The following is a 15,899-nucleotide window of genomic DNA, read 5'->3' on the forward strand; positions in this document are numbered from 1 at the left end:
AAGGGATACCGTGCAACACTACGCTGAATGGATCGCTGTCGATTGGGGCACGTCAAACCTGCGGGTCTGGATGATGGGGGCCGATGGGCGGCCCTTTGCCTCTGACAGGTCTGACAAGGGGATGGCGGGGCTGACGCAGGACGGGTTCGAACCGGCCTTGCTTTCGTTGATAGACCCCTACCTAGATCCGGACCATGTGACCCCTGTGATCTGCGCGGGTATGGTGGGCGCCCGCGAAGGCTGGCGCGAGGCCGCCTACGTCGCCACGCCCTGCGCGCCTCCGGATGCGCGGGCGGCAGTTGCGGTACCATCCCATGACCCGCGGATCGCAGTGCACATCCTGCCCGGCGTGAAACAGATGGCTGCCCCTGACGTGATGCGCGGCGAGGAAACCCAGATCGCAGGGGTGCTGCACAGTCAGCCGGAGTTTGACGGCATCCTCTGTCTGCCCGGCACCCACACCAAATGGGTCCATATCAGCGCGGGCGAGATCGTGAGCTTCCAGACCTGCATGACTGGCGAGATCTTCGCGCTGCTGGCCAGCCAGTCGGTCCTGCGCCATTCGGTCACCACGGCAGAGTGGGACGAGGACAGCTTTATCGACGGCGTCACGCAGGCGATGGACAGCCCGCAAAGCTTCGCCTCCAGACTGTTCGGCCTGCGCGCAGGGGGGCTGTTGCAGGGCACATCTGCAGGGGCGGCGCGGGCGCGGCTGTCAGGGCTGCTTGTGGGGCTAGAGCTGGCCGGCACGCGCCCCTATTGGCTGGGCCGCCATGTCGCCATTCTGGGCGCAGACAGCGTCGCCGCACATTACCGTAGCGCATTGGCCGCACAGGGTGTGCAGGCCGAAACACTGGATAACGCGGGTCTGACGCTGGCGGGCCTGACCTCTGCCTATCGTTCATTGAAAGGGGCCCTTGTATGAGCCGCAATATCATCGCCATTCTGCGTGGCATCCAGCCGCATGAGGCCGCCGACATCTGCGCCGCCTTGATCGACGCAGGCATCACCCGCATCGAGGTGCCGCTGAATTCGCCAGAACCGCTGAAATCCATCGAAACGATGGCCCAAACCTATGGGGCCGACGCGTTGATCGGCGCGGGCACGGTGTTGGACGTTGAAAACGTCGCAGCGGTGGCGGCTGTGGGGGGGCGGATGATTGTCTCTCCGAATGCGGATCCTTCTGTTATCACGGCAAGCAAGGCGGCGGGCATGATGTCCTATCCCGGTGTGATGACGCCCACGGAATGTTTTGCCGCGCTTAAGGCCGGGGCCGATGGGCTCAAGCTGTTTCCGTCGTTCCTGCTGGGGGTCGAAGGGCTCAAGGCGATCAGGGCAGTGCTTCCGGCTCAGACCGAAACCTATGCGGTCGGCGGCGTCGGCCCGTCGAATTTCGCGGAATGGCTTGCGGCAGGGGTGACGGGTTTTGGCCTTGGGTCCAGCCTGTACAAACCGGGGCAAAGCGCGGCGGATGTGACACAAAGCGCGCGCGCGGCGGTAAGCGCCTATGACAAGGCGACGCTCTCTTGAACGCCACACTCTTTGATGCGCGGGCGTGCGCGTTGGGCGAGGGGCCGCTGTGGCATCCCGAACGCGGCCAGTTGTTCTGGTTCGACATCCTCGGCAAAACCCTGATGTCGCGGCAGGGCGACAAAACGCTGTCGTGGCAGTTTGACGAATGCGTCTCTGCCGCCGGGTGGATCGATAGGGATACCCTGCTTGTCGCGTCCGAAACCGCGCTGTGGCGGTTCGACCTAAACGGAGAGGAGCGTTCCCTCGTCGTGCCACTTGAGGCGGATCAGCCGCTGACCCGATCCAACGACGGGCGCGCCGATCCGTGGGGTGGTTTCTGGATCGGGACAATGGGCTTCAACGCAGAGCGGGGGGCGGGGGCGATCTACCGCTACTATAAAGGCGCGCTGCGACAGCTTTTCGCGGAGATTACCATTTCGAACGCGATCTGCTTTTCGCCCGACCGACGTTATGCCTATTACACCGACACGCCCACGCGCCAGATCATGCGCGTGCCCCTTGATGCCGCAGACGGCTGGCCCTCGGCCCCGCCAGAGGTGTTTGTCGATCTCAAGAAAGACAAGCGTAACCCCGACGGCGCGGTTGTCGACAGCGACGGCTGCTTGTGGAACGCGCAATGGGGGGCCGCGCAGGTCGCCCGTTACAGCCCCGATGGCTCCCTGTTGCAGACCGTTGATATACCCGCAGCGCAGGCCACCTGTCCGGCCTTTGGCGGTGCGGATCTGCGGACGCTCTTTGTCACCTCAGCCGCGCAGGGCCGCGACGGGGCGGAGGATGGCCAGACCTTCCAGCTTGCATCGGACGTGCGAGGCCAGCGGGAACACCGGATAATTTTGTGAGGCGTGATGAAACGAACCCTAGGGACTTGCTATTACCCTGAACAATGGCCCGAAGAGATGTGGCAAACCGACGCCCGCCGCATGGTAGAAGCGGGCCTGACATGGGTGCGCATCGGCGAGTTTTCATGGAGCAAGCTAGAACCGCAACCCGGCCAGTATAACTGGGCGTGGCTGGACCGCGCGATCGAGGTTTTGGGGGCTGCTGGTCTGCGGGTTGTGCTGGGCACCCCCACCGCCACCCCGCCACGCTGGATGCTGAAACGCCACCCCGATATGCTTGCCGTGGATATTGAAGGGCGTCCGCGCAAATTCGGGTCGCGCAGGCACTACTGTTTCAGCCACGAAGGCTATCAGAAGGAATGCGTCACGATTGCCACGTTGATGGCGAAACGCTATGGCGCGAACCCCCATGTGGCGGCGTGGCAGATCGACAATGAATACGGCTGCCACGACACGGTGATCTCGTATAGTGACGCGGCAGCCCATGCTTTTCGGGGCTGGCTGGCACAACGCTACGGCACCCCCGCCGCGCTGAATGCCGCGTGGGGGAATACTTTCTGGTCGATGGACTACGACAGTTTTGACGACATCGACCCGCCCAACCTGACCGTGACCGAAGCCAACCCTGCGCATCGTCTGGCGTTCCGGCGGTTCAGCTCGGATCAGGTGGTGGCATTCAACCGGCTTCAGCTTGACGTGATCCGCCAGCACAGCGCCGCCCCCGTGAGCCATAACTACATGGGCCGGATCACCGACTTTGACCATTTCGCGGTGGGTGAAAATCTTGATATCGCCACATGGGACAGCTACCCGCTGGGCTTTCTCGAGGATCGGGTCGGCGCGGATGCGGCGCAGCAGCACCGCTATGCGCGGCAGGGCGACCCGGACTTTCAGGCGTTCCACCACGATCTTTACCGCGCCGTGGGCAAGGGGCGCTGGTGGGTGATGGAACAGCAGCCGGGGCCGGTCAACTGGGCCCCGCACAACCCTGTGCCACTGGCCGGTATGGTGCGTCTGTGGACATGGGAAGCCTTCGCCCACGGGGCCGAAGCGGTGTGCTATTTCCGCTGGCGACAGGCCCCTTTCGCCCAAGAGCAACTGCACGCCGGCTTGCTCCGGCCCGACAGTGCCGACGCCTTCGCGATGGCGGAGGTCCGGCAGGTCGGCGCAGAGATGGCCAAGGCTCCGGATGTGCAGCCCGCGCAGGCACCGGTCGCGCTGGTGTTCGACTATGACGCGGATTTCGCATGGGCGACCCAGCCCCATGGTGCGGATCTAAGCTATTTCGGGTTGGTCTTTCACACCTACAAGGCGCTGCGGCGTCAGGGGCTGTCGGTTGATATCCTGCCCGCCACCTGCCGCGATTTTGGCGGCTACGGGCTGGTGATGGCACCGGGGGTGATGCACATGCCGGACGCTCTGAAACAGGCGCTGGCGCGCAGCGCGGCGACGGTCGTCTATGGCCCCCGCAGCGGCGCGCGCACGTCCGAGATGGCGATCCCCGTGCCGCTGCCCCCCGCAATCGACGGGTTGGACGTAACGGTCACGCAGGTCGAAAGCCTGCGGCATGACATTTCCGTACCGCTGGAGGGCGGTGGGAAAGTGATCCGCTACCGTGATGTGCTGGACGGCACGGCAAAGGTCATCTTGCAGACCACAGACGCAGAGCCGGTTGCCATGCGCGACGGGCAGCAGATCTATCTGGGGGGCTGGCTGGATGAGCGCACGCTCGACCAATTCATCAGCGGGCTGTGCGGCGAGGCAGGGATCGACGTGCTGCCGATGCCCGAAGGGGTACGTACCCGCACGACGGGGGGCGAACGGTTCTGGTTCAATTATTCAGATGCAGAGGTTGCCTGTCACGGTGTCGAACTGCCCGCCGCGGGCGTTCTGCGTGTGCCGCTCTGACCACAAGGGCGCGGCCCAAGAGACCGGATACCGCCGCGTCATTGGCGGTATCCGGTGCGTCACTTACCAAGATGTGATGACGGTCCCGTGGTAGCTTTCATCGATGAAGGCTTTGATCTCGTCCGAGTGATACGCCTCTAGCAGGGTCTTGACCCAAGGCGCGTCTTCCTTGCCTTCTTGTACAACGATCACGTTCACATAGGGGTTGTCGGCGCTTTCCATCGCGATGGAATCTTCCTTGGGGCTAAGGCCCGAGGCGATGGCGTAGTTGGTGTTGATCAGCGCCGCATCCAGATCGGCCAGCGAACGGGGCAGCTGCGCCGCGTCGAGTTCCTTGAACGACAGGTCTTTGGGGTTCTCGGTGATGTCCAGAACGGTGGGCACGAGACCTGCAGCGGGATCGACCTTGATCATGCCAAGCTGTTGCAGCACCAGCAACGCGCGCCCGCCATTGGTGGGGTCGTTCGGGATGCCAAAGGTCGCGCCTTCTTCAAGCGCGGCGATATCGGTGATCTTGTCCGAATAGATGCCCATCGGCGTGGTGATCGTGTTGCCCACAACCGTCAGCGCAAAGCCGCGGTCTTTCATCTGTGCCTCAAGGTAAGGCACGTGCTGGAAGGAGTTCGCCTCGATGTCGCCATCGGCCAGCGCCTGGTTCGGCACCACATAGTCAGAGAATTCGACAACGTCGATCTCAAGGCCCATCGGTTCGGCCACACGGGCGACCTCTTCCATGATCTCGGCGTGCTCGCCGGGGGAAACGCCGACTTTGATCTGCTCGGCCATCAGCGATGTCGCCATAAGCGCGAGGGTAGAGGTCAGGGTCGCAATGCGTAGCATGTATATGCTCCTTTAACTGGGAAACGAAATTGGGAGGAGGAGACGGGCGCTATTGCCCGCCGCTTCTGGTGGCGCGTTTGTCGACAGCGGCTGCGATGCGTTCGCCGATCGATTGCACAAGCTGCACCAGGACGATGAGGATGATCACGACAACCGCCATAACGTCGGGCATAAACCGTTGATACCCATAGCGAATGCCCAGATCGCCCAGACCTTCGCCGCCCACGGCACCGACCATGGCGGAATAGCCGATCAGGCTAACGATGGCGAGTGTAAGGCCAAGCGTGATACCGGGCAGCGCTTCGGGCAGCAGCACCTTGCGGATGATCTGCAACGGGGTCGCCCCCATGGCGCGCGCCGCCTCGATCAGGCCGGACTCAACCTCGCGGATCGCGTTTTCCACCAGACGCGCGATGAAGGGCACGGTGGCGATCGTCAGCGGCACAATCGCGGCTGTCGTGCCGATCGACGTGCCCGCAACCATCCGCGTGAAGGGGATGATCGCGACCACCAGAATGATGAACGGCACCGACCGCGTGGCATTGACCACCAGCCCGAGCACCTTGTTGACCCACGGGGCCGACAGCAGCTCGCCGCGTTGCGAGGTCGCCAGAAACAACCCCAAGGGCAGGCCAAGCAGCGTCCCCAGCAGCGCCGAGATGGCGACCATATAAAGCGTCTGGCCCGTGGCCTCGATCAGTAGGTTGATAAGGTTAGCCGACATAGCCAAGCACCTCCGTCATAAGCCCGTGGCTTTCCAAGAATGAACGCGCCTCTGCGGCTTTTGCCACAGGCAGCGATACCAGCAGGTTGCCGAAGGGGCGGGTGCCGATTTCCTCGACCGCACCGGCAAGGATATTGACCGGAATGCCCATGTCCTGCGTCAGCCGCGCCAGCATCGGGTCGGTGGCGTGCTGGCCCGCAAAGGTCACGCGGATCACCTCTTCGCCGCCCTGCGCGGGGGCGTTTGAGATCAGACGATCCTTGACGAAAGCGGGCAGGGTGACGCCGGTCACCCCCGACAGGAAAGACCGCGTGGTCGCATGCTGAGGCGCGGTGAAGATATCGTAGGTCTCGCCATGTTCGACGATTCGGCCCCCGTCGATCACGGCGACGTGGCTGGCGATGTCACGGACCACGGCCATCTCGTGGGTGATCAGTAGGATGGTCAGCCCCAGTTCGCGGTTGATGTCCTTGAGCAGCGACAGAACCGTTTGCGTCGTTTCAGGGTCCAGCGCGGATGTCGCCTCGTCCGACAGCAGCACTTTGGGGCCGGTGGCCAATGCCCGCGCGATGCCGACGCGTTGCTTTTGCCCGCCCGACAGCTCTGCCGGATAGCGTGTGGCGTGCGCGCTTAGTCCGACCCGTTCGATCAGGTCGGCCACACGGGGTTTGATTTGCGATGACGGCACACCGGCGATTTCCAGCGGCAAGGCGATGTTGCCCGCCACGCTGCGCGAGGCCAGCAGGTTAAAGTGCTGAAAGATCATCCCCACATCGCGGCGGATCGCACGCAGCTTGGCCCCTTTTGCAGCCCCCACATTCTGCCCGCCCACGAGAACCGCGCCCGTCGTAGGCCGCTCGATCCCGTTGACCATGCGCAGCAGCGTCGATTTGCCAGCCCCCGACCGTCCGATGATGCCGGTGATTGATCCCGGCTCCATCGCCAAAGAGACGCCTTCAAGCGCCGTGACAGTCGTGCCGCCGGATTTGGAATAGGCTTTACCCACGTTTTCGAACGTGATCGAAGCGCCGTTGGGTTCTGTCATGATCGGTCCAGCCTGCGGTCGGTTGCGGTGGCGCCCGTAGACAGAAAGGCCGGGGGTATTGCAAGCGCAGTTTTCGCATACCCGCCCTGACTTTACCGATGTGCTGAACGCTAAGTTTTCACAGGTCCAGCACCAGATGCCCCCCCGCTGCCGCCGCGCGCGACTGGCAGGTGATCAACGTGGTTTCACGCTGCGCCTGTGACAGCACATAATCGCGGTGATCGGCGTCGCCCTCGACCAGCCCGCAAGCGCAAACCCCGCAGATCCCGTCGGCGCATTTCACATCCACGGGCACGCCTGCCTCTGTCAGCATATCCGACAGGCTGCGGTCGGCGGGGACGTGGATGTCTTTGCCGGTCTTGGCCAGATGGACCGTAAAGCTGTGGTTCTCGCGCGGGGGGGCTTCGGGGACGGCGAAATATTCGATGTGACACTGATCCTCGGCAAAGCCCGCGCGGGCGGCGGCGGTCATTGCGGCTTCCATATAGGCGGGGGTGCCGCAGGCGTAGGCGTGACTGCCCACAGGATGGCCCGACAGGATCGTGTCAAACTCTGCCCGACTGCCCTGATCGCTGACGTGTAGCACGGCATGGGCGGCCCAGGGGGCGGCAGCGATCTCGGCCGCAAAGGCCAGATCAGCGGCGGTGCGGGCTGAATAATGCAGCGCGAAGTCACGGCCCAACTGATGCAGGCGGTGCGCCATAGCGATCATCGGGGTGATACCGATGCCACCGCCCATCAACACGCTGAAGGGGGCGTCTTCGGTCAGGGGGAAATGGTTGATCGGGCGGGCGGCGAAAATCTTGCGCCCCTGCGTGAAGATACGGTGCATCAGGGCGCTGCCGCCGCGGCCCTGATCCTCGCGCTGGACGGCAATGACATAGCGCGACCGGTCCGAGGGATCGCCGCACATGGAATATTGGCGCAGGTACTCGGGCGCGATCACCACATCCAGATGCGCCCCTGCCTGCCACAGGGGCAGATCGGCCCCGTCGGGATCACGCAGTTCATATCGCGTGATGCCGTCGCTTAACACATCCGCGCGGGTGACGGTCAGCGGCAATACCGGACTATCCGCCAATGGCTTGAGCGCAGGGACCAGCCCCTGCGTGTCTCCGCTTGCGACCCGCGCGCGGTGTGTGGCGGCGGGGATCATCGCGCCATAGGCGCGGATGCCGGCCTCGCGGTCCATCGGGTCGGGGTAGGGGTAGGGATGCGGGGCAAGCGGCGCAGGGTAGACGGCCAGCGTCTGGTCTTTCGCGCGCAGCTTCAGGTCTTTTTGCAGACCGCGGGTGTTCACCGGCTTGTCCGTGGGGCGGTAGCCACCGTCGTCCTGCACCTCCAGATCCCACCACCATTTCTTGACGGGGTTGATGTCGCCACGGTCCAGCAGATCGTCGAGCTTGGCCAGCGCTGGTGCGGTAGCGGGCAGCTTCATCGCGGTCCAGCGCCACACGCTGTCGGCCAAGATCCCCTCAAGGTTCCACGGGCAGGTCTTCATGCAGCGCCCGCACATGGCACCGCCCTCGGTCGTGATCCGGTAGGTGGCGCATTTCTGGCTGTCGGATTTCCAGATTTCGTAGCCGTTGAACATCAGCTTCGGCCCCGCCGTGATCGCCCCCGAGGGACATTCCCGCGCGCATTTCTGGCAGCTTTCGCAGAATTTCTGCAGGCCGAAGTCGATCGGCTTGTCATGGGTCATCGGCAGGGTGGTCGTCACCGCGCCCGATTTCAGACGCGGGCCAAGATAGGGGTTCAGGATGACTTCGCCGATGCGGCTGACCTCACCCAAGCCCGACAGCAGCAGCAGCGGGGGTTGCAGCACATCGCCATCCATCACCGTATGCGCCTTGGCGGGATATCCCACATCGCGGATCAACCGCGCCAGCACGCCGCCCACAAGGCTGAACCGAAGATAGGCGCGCATGGATTGCGCCACGCTGATCCAGTCATCGCCCGAGGCCCCCTCCATCGTGTCGAAACCCTGATCGATCACAAGGCTGATCGCCTGATCATGGGGCGGGTCGATCGCGGTGCCGGTGGCGTCATGGCTGTACCACGCCCAATCGGGACAACGGCTGACCCCCACGGCATCGGCCCCCAGAAAATAGGCAACCGCCTTGACCATCTCTGCCGCCTGTTGCGGGGCGAGGGCGGTTTGCGTTTCGGCAGCTTGCCCGTCTTGCAGCAGACCAAAGGCCCCAAGCGCGCGTCGCTGCGCCATCGAGGTCGGCGTCTTGCGGATATAGCGCCCGCCGGTGGCCCCGTCTTGCAGCTTTTTGCCCATGTCCCCGAACAGCGCACGGCTGAACATATCGGTGCGTTTGGGCAGGCGCGGGATGCGCGGTTCGTCCATATAGGTCGTGGGGCTGTCCACGCGTTTAAGCTTTTCGAAAGGCTGCGCGCCATCGACAAAGCGTCGCGTTGCATAGGCGGGCGGCGTGCGGGGCAGGGCAGCGGTGGCCAGAGGGCGGTCACAGGCCAGATCCATCGCCATGGTGACGGCGGCCAGCGAAAAGCGCGTGCCGACGAAAGGGGCGGTCAACTGACCGTCTTGGGGCAGCGCCAGACCCGCCGCGACCGCCAGCCGGTTCAGATCCACATCGCTTGCCGTCATCGTATGCCCGCGCGCCGGACGCCCCAGCAGGCGGATGTAATTCGACAATACCGCCGCCGATTCCGCGGCCAGTAGAGACGACCGGTGATCCTCCATCCCCGCGATCCATGTCGCACCGGGTTCATCCTGCTCGACCGTGCGGGGATGCGCGAAAAGCAGCACCAGCGCATGGGTATGGCCTGCGATATCCGTCTCGGGCGCGGTGACGGAGTCGCGCAGGTCGGCCATGATCGCATCCACACCAGAGGCGAGCGTTTTGACCTGACGCGTCTGCAAATCCTGCGCCAGCCGCGCGACATCCGCATTGCGCAGGGGCTGCGCCAGATGGTGGTCGGGTGCAAGCTTGCAAATCCCCACCATCGTCGCATCGTTGAAATGGGCAAACGCCTTGAGGTGCTGCGCCCGCTCGGTCAGATCGGCGGGGATCTCGGCCAAGGCCTTGTTCACCAGACCCTCGCGGATCGCATCCAGCATGGCGCGGTGATCCCGCGTCGCTTGGGCCAGCGGACGCGCGTCCTCCGTCACCCCCAAGGGGGTGAAGGCCGGCACCGGCCCTGCAACACCCTCCGCCCGCCGCAGCTTTTCAGTCGGGTAGGCACCCATATGGATGGGGCGGTTTTTGCGGGAACGCAGCCGTGGGGTCATGGGTATTGCCTCGTTGTTCGGCGCTATAGTTGTCCTAGATCAACTATTTTGCAAGCAAACAGTAGCGGTGCGGCAAAAATGAAGTATTCATGCTTTATGACCGGACCCGAGAACACCTCTGCCACTGCCTCCTATCGTCTGCACGACAGGCTGGGCTTTCGCGTGTCGCGGCTGGCCGCGGTCATGCGTGCCAGTCTGGATGCAGAGCTTTCGCAGCTTGGGCTGACACGGTTGGAATGGTGCGTCTTGGCCAGTATCGCGCTGGAAGGCATCACCGCGCCCTCCGGTATCGCCGAGAATATCGGCATCACCCGCCCCACGGCGTCGCGGACGTTCAAGCAGATGCGCGACAAAGGCTGGCTGGTGCAGAACCTGACAGAAGGCGACGGGCGCGCCCGTGCGATCACGCTGACCGAGGCGGGACAAGACCTGTTGGCGCGTGCGCGGGTGCTGGTCGACGCGCATCAGGCGCGGTTTCTGGACAAGCTCGACCCCCAAGCGGCGGCGCATTTCCTATCCGCGCTGGATACGCTGCTTGAAGGGGTTCACGACCGGTTCGACGATCCGTAGGGGGTTTCAGGTCACCACGGGAAAGACGTTCGACTGCTTCAGCACGCCATAGGCAAAGCTGGAATCAATCGACGCGATGCCGGGGATGTTGTGCAGCTTGTGGCGCACGAATTCCTCGTAGCTTTTCAGGTCCTCGACCAGCACGCGCAACAGATAATCCTCGCTGCCGGTGATAACATAGCATTCGAGGATCTGTTCGGTCTCGTGCACCTTCTTCTCGAACAGTTTCACCACGTCGCCCGTGTGGCTGCTCAGCCGGATGCGCACCAGCGCCGTCACGGGCAGACCGTAAGCGCGTTCATCCACAATCGCGGTATAGCCCTTGATCACGCCTTTTTCCTCAAGCGCGCGGGTGCGCCGTAAACAGGGTGAGGGCGACAGATTCACCTGAGCCGCCAGATCCTGATTGGTCAGACGCCCGTTACGCTGCAGCGCTTTGATGATGTCGCGATCTTTATTGTCCATCTTGGCCCTCTAAGGGCAGGATATGCCCAAAATTATTACTATTGCGCAATCATTAGCAAGCATCTGCCCGTGGATACAGCGTAAAACAGCGCAAATACAACGCGCAGGACGAATATGCTCAGTTCCCCCTCACTGCCCGCCGCAAACGGATTAGGTCCGCGGCAGATCCCCCTTCGGCCCTTGGTTGGCTATCTCGCGATTGCGGTGACCGTGCTGGTCTGGGCGGGGTTCGCGCTGTCCACCCGTGCCGTCAGCGGGGCGCAGCTGACGTTTGGCGATGTGGCGCTGATCCGGTCGGGTATTCCGGCGCTGTTCTTTTTACCCTTCCTGCCAAAACGTATCGCTGTGTTAAGGCAGTTGCCCGCGCGGCGCTGGTTGATGATCGCGGCGGGGGCGGGGCTGCCGTTCTTCTGGCTCGCGGCTATGGGCGGGGCGCAGACCTCGGCCACGCATGTGGGGGCGTTGATTGCCGGGACAACACCGGTGTCGGTGGCTGTTCTGACGTGGGTGGTCTACCGCCAACGCCCCGCGGTGCTGCTGCCGCTGGGGGTCATCCTTGTGGGGGTGGCGGCGCTGATCGGTGCCTCGGGCAATTTGGCGGCAGGCAGTTTGACCGGCGTGGCGCTGTTGCTATCGGCCAGTCTGCTCTGGGGGTGCTATACGCTGGGGCTGCGGGGCAGCGGGTTGGACCCGATTGGCTGCGCGCTGGTGCTGGCACTGCCATCCACGCTGGTGCTGCTGCCGCTGCTCGCCACGGGGGTGCTGCCCAGCAATCTGACGCAGGTGCGACTGGCCGAGGCGATGCCGTTCATCCTTGCCCAAGGGGTCGGTGTCGGCCTTGTCTCGAGCCTGACCTATGCCATCGCCATCGCGCGCCTTGGTGTCGCGAAATGTGCCGCGATCGGGTCGCTCGCCCCTGCGATTGCGGCGGTGCTTGCCGTGCCGCTGCTGCACGAGGCCCTGACGTTTGGCACGATTTTGGCCGTTCTCATCATTTGCGCTGGCGTCATGCTGGCCAACCGCCCCAAGGAGTAACCCCGATGCTCGACGCGCTTGCCGCCCTTCCCGAAGACCCGATCTGGGGTCTGACCTCTGCCTTTCGCGCCGATCCGCGCAGCCACAAGATCGACATGGTCATCGGCGTCTACCGCGATGACAACGGGGCCACGCCGAATATGAAGGCGGTGCGCATGGCCGAGCGCGCCTTGGCGCAGGACAGTGCGCCGAAAACCTACCGCGCTTTGGCGGGCAATGCGGTGTTCAACGCGGGCATGGCGCGGCTGGTCTTGGGCGATGCGCCCGCGCGGATCGCGCGCAGCCATGTGATCCAGACGGTCGGCGGGACAGGCGCCTTGCGCGTCCTGGGGGATATGCTGGCCAGCCTGCGCCCCGACACCACGGTCTGGAGCACGGACCCCGGCTATGTGAACCACCGTCCGATATTCGAGGGAGCCGGGCTGACGCTGCAGTTGTATCGCTGGCAGGCCAAGGGCGACGCACTGGATCTTGACCGCGTGCTCGCGGATCTGGCGGCGGCGAAGCCGGGGGATGTGGTGCTGCTGCACGGCTGCTGCCACAACCCCACGGGCATCGATCCCGATGCGAATATGTGGCATGCGCTGGCCCGATTTTGCGCGGCGCGGGGGCTGATCCCGTTGATCGACATTGCCTATCAGGGCTTTGGCCGCGGGCTCGACGAAGATGCGGCGGGGCTGCGGGTGATGGTCGATGCGGTGCCCGTGGCGATGGTTGCGGCAAGCGGGTCCAAGAACATGGGGCTATATTGCGAACGTATCGGGGCGGCGATGGTGCTGGGGCCGGATGCGGCGTCCATCGCCCATGTGGGTCGCCACCTAGAGACATTGACCCGCGCGAATTATTCGATGCCCCCCGAACATGGTGCCGCTGTCGCCTGCCATGTCTTTGACACCCGCACCATCTGGGAGGAAGAGCTCAACAGTATGCGCGCCCGTGTCCAATCGCTGCGGCAGCAACTGGCCGATGCGCTGGCCGCGATTGATGCGGCCCCCGCATTTCAGGCGCTGCGGCACCATCGGGGGATGTTTTCGCTGCTGCCCCTCGCGCCCGACCAGATGGAGAGCTTGCGCCGCGACCACGCGATCTATGGCACGGCCACCGGACGGATCAATATCGCCGGTCTGCGCAGCACGCAGATCGAACAGGTCGCGGCTGCGCTTCGGGAGGTGTCACAGGCGTGACACTGGCCCGCCCCTTGGGCCAGCGTCTGTAGGCCTTAGCGGGGGGCGGCGTCGAGCATCCCCAGACGCGGCTCTGTCAGCGAGGTCACGGCAATGCGCCCGTCGGGCAGGGTCACAGCACCCGTGGTCAATGCATAGTCCCCTGCCGGATCCTGAAGCGTTTCCAGCACTTTGCCCGAGGCATCCATTCGCAGGACAAAGCCATAGCGCAGCGGCGCGGGTTTCATCGCGTCGGGCAGGCGCATGATCACGCGGCGCAGGAAGGGGCTGTTTGCCAGTTGATCCATGACGGGGTTGCGCGGGCTGACGAGACCGACCCAGAATGTGCCATCGGGGGCGTTGTTGATATTGTCTGGAAACCCCGGCAGGTTCTCCAGCACCACCGTGCCTGCGCTGCCGTCCATGGGGAAGCGCCAGACGCGGTAGCTGCCGGTTTCGACCACAAATACCGCGCTGTTCGCGTCATCCACCGCCACCCCGTTGGCAAAGTTCAGACCGTCGGCAAAGACAGTCGTTTCGCCCGATGTGGGGTCGTATTTCAGAATGCGCCCGTTCGACGAATGCTCCACCAGATCCAACACCGACGCCGCCAGCGTGCCGCCGTTATCCTGCGCGCCAAAGCGGGTCGAGGCATCCGAGAAATAGACGCTCCCATCGGCGGCGATATCCACATCATCGGCGTAAAGGATCGGGCTGCCGTCCGTGGTCGTCTCGGCCAGCAGGGTCACCTTGCCGCCGCGGTCCACCGACAGCAGGCCACGATAGGCGTCGGCGACGTAAAGCGTGCCGCTGTCGTCAAATTCGATCCCAAGGGGGCGGCCCCCGGTCTGCGCAAAGACGGTGATGGCCCCGTTCTCTTCGATCCGCAGGATTTCGCCATCGTGGGTGGCGACATGTACCAGCCCGTCCGGGCCGATATCGGCATCCTCCGGCCCGCTGCGGCCCTCAAGCTCGACGATCTTCAATGCGGTCAAACGGTCGTTGGCCGCGAAATCACCGGTGTAGCCCTGATCGGGCGGGGCCTCCCACGCGACGGGGGCGACGGATACGGGCCAGAACGCGAGGTAGGCAAGCAAGGCCAGCAGGGCGATGCCCAGTAGTGTAAATAGTTTCTTCATCGGTGATCTCCTCCCCAGAGTTCGCGCCGAAGTGGTGGCGCACAGCGTAGGGTTGCCGATCCCTCTGGCAGGTGCAAGAGGCTACGCCGCGCGATTTATGTCAGCCGCTTTGGCCCGCGCCGAGGTCGCATCCCCCGCAGTGGTGAACACCGCGAGGGGGTGATGCTTAGCTCTCTACCTGAAACGTCAGCCCTGCATTGGCTGTGAGCCGGTCGATGATCGCACCACCAAAGGCAGGGGCCGCCGTCAGCACGCCGCCGGGGGTGTCGGCGGCTTCCTCGATCAGACAAAGCGCCGCTTCGGTTAGCATTTTGGAGGTGGAGCCATAGCCCGGATCGCGGTCGCCCTTGACGCCAACGGTCAGCCGCTCTCCGTCTGCGGAGGTGCCGGTGAACATCAAGTCATAGCTGCCATTGTCGCGTTCTTCTTTCGATGGGCCTTCGCCGGGCTTGATATCATCATCGCCCATCGGGTTGGATTTGGCGATGCTCTTGGCGATCGCCTCGCCTTTTTCGCCCTTGCCGGTGAACATCATTTCTTCATAGGTGAAATCCGTGCCGTAGGGGTGCCCCATCAGCATATTGGACCGGTGCACGTTCTTGGTATTGATCGACGCCATCACGAAAGGGGCGACCCAGATGCCGAAATCGGGGTCTTCGTAGGGCTTGTTGCCGTAAGGCTGTGTCGGCCCCTCAAACCCCGGTGTCAGCGCGAAGGACGAGACCAGGCGTTTCATGACATCGGGATTGCCCATGGCCAGCTTCATCGTCTCTTTGCCCGACGCCGCCGTGCCGCCCGAGAACGTACCCTTCATCCCGCGCACGCGTCCCTTGACGTCTTTCAGCGGCGCGCCAAAGCGTTTTTGTGCCTCTTGCTGCAGGAAATAGACGCCCATATCGAAGGGGATGCTGTCAAAGCCGCAGGAGTGTACAATCCGGGCCCAGCTGGCCTTGGCGGCATCGTTGTACTTTTCGATCATGTCCCACATGAAGGGCGGTTCGCCCGACAGGTCGACGTAATCGGTGCCCGCCTTGACACAGGCCGCGACCAGCGGCTCGCCATACAGCAGATAGGGGCCGACCGTGGTGATGACAACCCGCGCCCGCGCGACCATCGCGTCAAGCGAGGCAGGGTCAGAGGCATCGGCCTCGATCAGGGGGGTATCGGCGGGCAGGCCCATCTCGTCGCGCACCTGCCCCAGCTTGGACGCGCTGCGCCCTGCCATCGCCCAAGGACGGTCCGGATAGGTCGCGTGGATGTATTCCGCGACCAGCCGCCCCGTAAACCCAGTCGCGCCGTAGATGATGATATCGAATTCAGCCATGTGCCGTTCCTCCCCGATTGGTTGCATGTCTTTGCGCCGACTATGGGACAGC

General features: G+C 63.8%; 14 protein-coding genes. 7 read left to right on the top strand and 7 right to left on the bottom strand.

Annotated features, from left to right (window positions below):
* Positions 1 to 10: 10 nt before the first annotated feature.
* The 4 genes from EE36_RS10685 to EE36_RS10700 are packed head-to-tail and all read left to right on the top strand — an operon-like array spanning position 11 to position 4,280.
* Positions 11 to 925: a 2-dehydro-3-deoxygalactonokinase gene (locus EE36_RS10685; RefSeq protein ID WP_005852122.1), complete on the top strand. Its 915-nt coding sequence runs from the start codon at positions 11 to 13 to the stop codon at positions 923 to 925.
* Complete coding sequence (locus tag EE36_RS10690) at positions 922 to 1,530, top strand: 2-dehydro-3-deoxy-6-phosphogalactonate aldolase (RefSeq protein WP_005852124.1); 609 nt, start codon at positions 922 to 924, stop codon at positions 1,528 to 1,530. Before EE36_RS10685 ends, EE36_RS10690 begins: the two co-directional genes overlap by 4 nt.
* The gene (locus tag EE36_RS10695; RefSeq protein ID WP_005852125.1) at positions 1,527 to 2,372 is read left to right on the top strand and encodes an SMP-30/gluconolactonase/LRE family protein; all 846 of its coding nucleotides are present in this window, start codon (positions 1,527 to 1,529) and stop codon (positions 2,370 to 2,372) included. Before EE36_RS10690 ends, EE36_RS10695 begins: the two co-directional genes overlap by 4 nt.
* A 6-nt stretch (positions 2,373 to 2,378) precedes the next feature.
* Complete coding sequence (locus EE36_RS10700) at positions 2,379 to 4,280, top strand: beta-galactosidase (protein WP_039911782.1); 1,902 nt, start codon at positions 2,379 to 2,381, stop codon at positions 4,278 to 4,280.
* A 63-nt stretch (positions 4,281 to 4,343) separates the two neighbouring features.
* Here the strand turns inward: EE36_RS10700 and EE36_RS10705 are convergent, their stop codons facing one another.
* The 4 genes from EE36_RS10705 to EE36_RS10720 form a co-directional block, all read right to left on the bottom strand.
* Positions 4,344 to 5,120 carry a MetQ/NlpA family ABC transporter substrate-binding protein gene (locus tag EE36_RS10705; protein ID WP_005852127.1) on the bottom strand — a complete coding sequence of 259 codons (777 nt, stop codon included), beginning with the start codon at positions 5,118 to 5,120 and terminating at the stop codon, positions 4,344 to 4,346.
* A gap of 49 nt (positions 5,121 to 5,169) precedes the next feature.
* Entirely contained in the window at positions 5,170 to 5,844 is a 675-nt protein-coding gene (locus tag EE36_RS10710; protein WP_005852128.1) for a methionine ABC transporter permease, read from the bottom strand.
* Positions 5,834 to 6,889 (bottom strand): methionine ABC transporter ATP-binding protein, encoded by a 1,056-nt coding sequence (locus EE36_RS10715; protein WP_005852129.1) that lies wholly within the window; start codon positions 6,887 to 6,889, stop codon positions 5,834 to 5,836. The genes EE36_RS10710 and EE36_RS10715 overlap by 11 nt, the downstream gene beginning before the upstream one ends.
* A 118-nt stretch (positions 6,890 to 7,007) precedes the next feature.
* Positions 7,008 to 10,151: a 4Fe-4S double cluster binding domain-containing protein gene (locus EE36_RS10720; RefSeq protein WP_005852130.1), complete on the bottom strand. Its 3,144-nt coding sequence runs from the start codon at positions 10,149 to 10,151 to the stop codon at positions 7,008 to 7,010.
* A gap of 96 nt (positions 10,152 to 10,247) precedes the next feature.
* On the opposite strand from EE36_RS10720, the gene EE36_RS10725 reads away from it, so the two are divergent.
* Positions 10,248 to 10,721, top strand: a complete 474-nt coding sequence (locus tag EE36_RS10725) for a MarR family winged helix-turn-helix transcriptional regulator (RefSeq protein WP_005852132.1) — start codon at positions 10,248 to 10,250, stop codon at positions 10,719 to 10,721.
* Between the two features lie 6 nt (positions 10,722 to 10,727).
* On the opposite strand, the gene EE36_RS10730 is transcribed toward EE36_RS10725, so the two are convergent.
* Positions 10,728 to 11,186, bottom strand: a complete 459-nt coding sequence (locus EE36_RS10730; RefSeq protein ID WP_005852133.1) for an Lrp/AsnC family transcriptional regulator — start codon at positions 11,184 to 11,186, stop codon at positions 10,728 to 10,730.
* Positions 11,187 to 11,300: 114 nt separating this feature from the next.
* On the opposite strand from EE36_RS10730, the gene EE36_RS10735 reads away from it, so the two are divergent.
* Positions 11,301 to 12,221, top strand: coding sequence for a DMT family transporter (locus tag EE36_RS10735; RefSeq protein ID WP_198005486.1), 921 nt, complete (start codon positions 11,301 to 11,303; stop codon positions 12,219 to 12,221).
* Positions 12,222 to 12,226: 5 nt separating this feature from the next.
* Positions 12,227 to 13,405, top strand: a complete 1,179-nt coding sequence (locus tag EE36_RS10740; protein WP_005852137.1) for an aromatic amino acid transaminase — start codon at positions 12,227 to 12,229, stop codon at positions 13,403 to 13,405.
* Between the two features lie 35 nt (positions 13,406 to 13,440).
* Here the strand turns inward: EE36_RS10740 and EE36_RS10745 are convergent, their stop codons facing one another.
* Positions 13,441 to 14,523: an SMP-30/gluconolactonase/LRE family protein gene (locus tag EE36_RS10745; RefSeq protein ID WP_005852140.1), complete on the bottom strand. Its 1,083-nt coding sequence runs from the start codon at positions 14,521 to 14,523 to the stop codon at positions 13,441 to 13,443.
* 166 nt (positions 14,524 to 14,689) lie between these two features.
* Positions 14,690 to 15,847, bottom strand: coding sequence for a trans-acting enoyl reductase family protein (locus EE36_RS10750; protein ID WP_005852142.1), 1,158 nt, complete (start codon positions 15,845 to 15,847; stop codon positions 14,690 to 14,692).
* Positions 15,848 to 15,899 lie beyond the last annotated feature (52 nt).

Source organism: Sulfitobacter sp. EE-36 (assembly GCF_000152605.1).
GTDB classification, from domain to species: Bacteria; Pseudomonadota; Alphaproteobacteria; order Rhodobacterales; family Rhodobacteraceae; genus Sulfitobacter; species Sulfitobacter pontiacus.

Bases quoted from the DNA above. Each gene is read 5' to 3' on its own strand.
- EE36_RS10720 (WP_005852130.1), bottom strand. From the start codon at position 10,151: ATGACCCCACGGCTGCGTTCCCGCAAAAACCGCCCCATCCATATGGGT.
- EE36_RS10705 (WP_005852127.1), bottom strand. From the start codon at position 5,120: ATGCTACGCATTGCGACCCTGACCTCTACCCTCGCGCTTATGGCGACA.
- EE36_RS10745 (WP_005852140.1), bottom strand. From the start codon at position 14,523: ATGAAGAAACTATTTACACTACTGGGCATCGCCCTGCTGGCCTTGCTT.
- EE36_RS10710 (WP_005852128.1), bottom strand. From the start codon at position 5,844: ATGTCGGCTAACCTTATCAACCTACTGATCGAGGCCACGGGCCAGACG.
- EE36_RS10730 (WP_005852133.1), bottom strand. From the start codon at position 11,186: ATGGACAATAAAGATCGCGACATCATCAAAGCGCTGCAGCGTAACGGG.
- EE36_RS10725 (WP_005852132.1), top strand. From the start codon at position 10,248: ATGACCGGACCCGAGAACACCTCTGCCACTGCCTCCTATCGTCTGCAC.
- EE36_RS10700 (WP_039911782.1), top strand. From the start codon at position 2,379: ATGAAACGAACCCTAGGGACTTGCTATTACCCTGAACAATGGCCCGAA.
- EE36_RS10715 (WP_005852129.1), bottom strand. From the start codon at position 6,889: ATGACAGAACCCAACGGCGCTTCGATCACGTTCGAAAACGTGGGTAAA.
- EE36_RS10750 (WP_005852142.1), bottom strand. From the start codon at position 15,847: ATGGCTGAATTCGATATCATCATCTACGGCGCGACTGGGTTTACGGGG.
- EE36_RS10690 (WP_005852124.1), top strand. From the start codon at position 922: ATGAGCCGCAATATCATCGCCATTCTGCGTGGCATCCAGCCGCATGAG.
- EE36_RS10740 (WP_005852137.1), top strand. From the start codon at position 12,227: ATGCTCGACGCGCTTGCCGCCCTTCCCGAAGACCCGATCTGGGGTCTG.
- EE36_RS10735 (WP_198005486.1), top strand. From the start codon at position 11,301: ATGCTCAGTTCCCCCTCACTGCCCGCCGCAAACGGATTAGGTCCGCGG.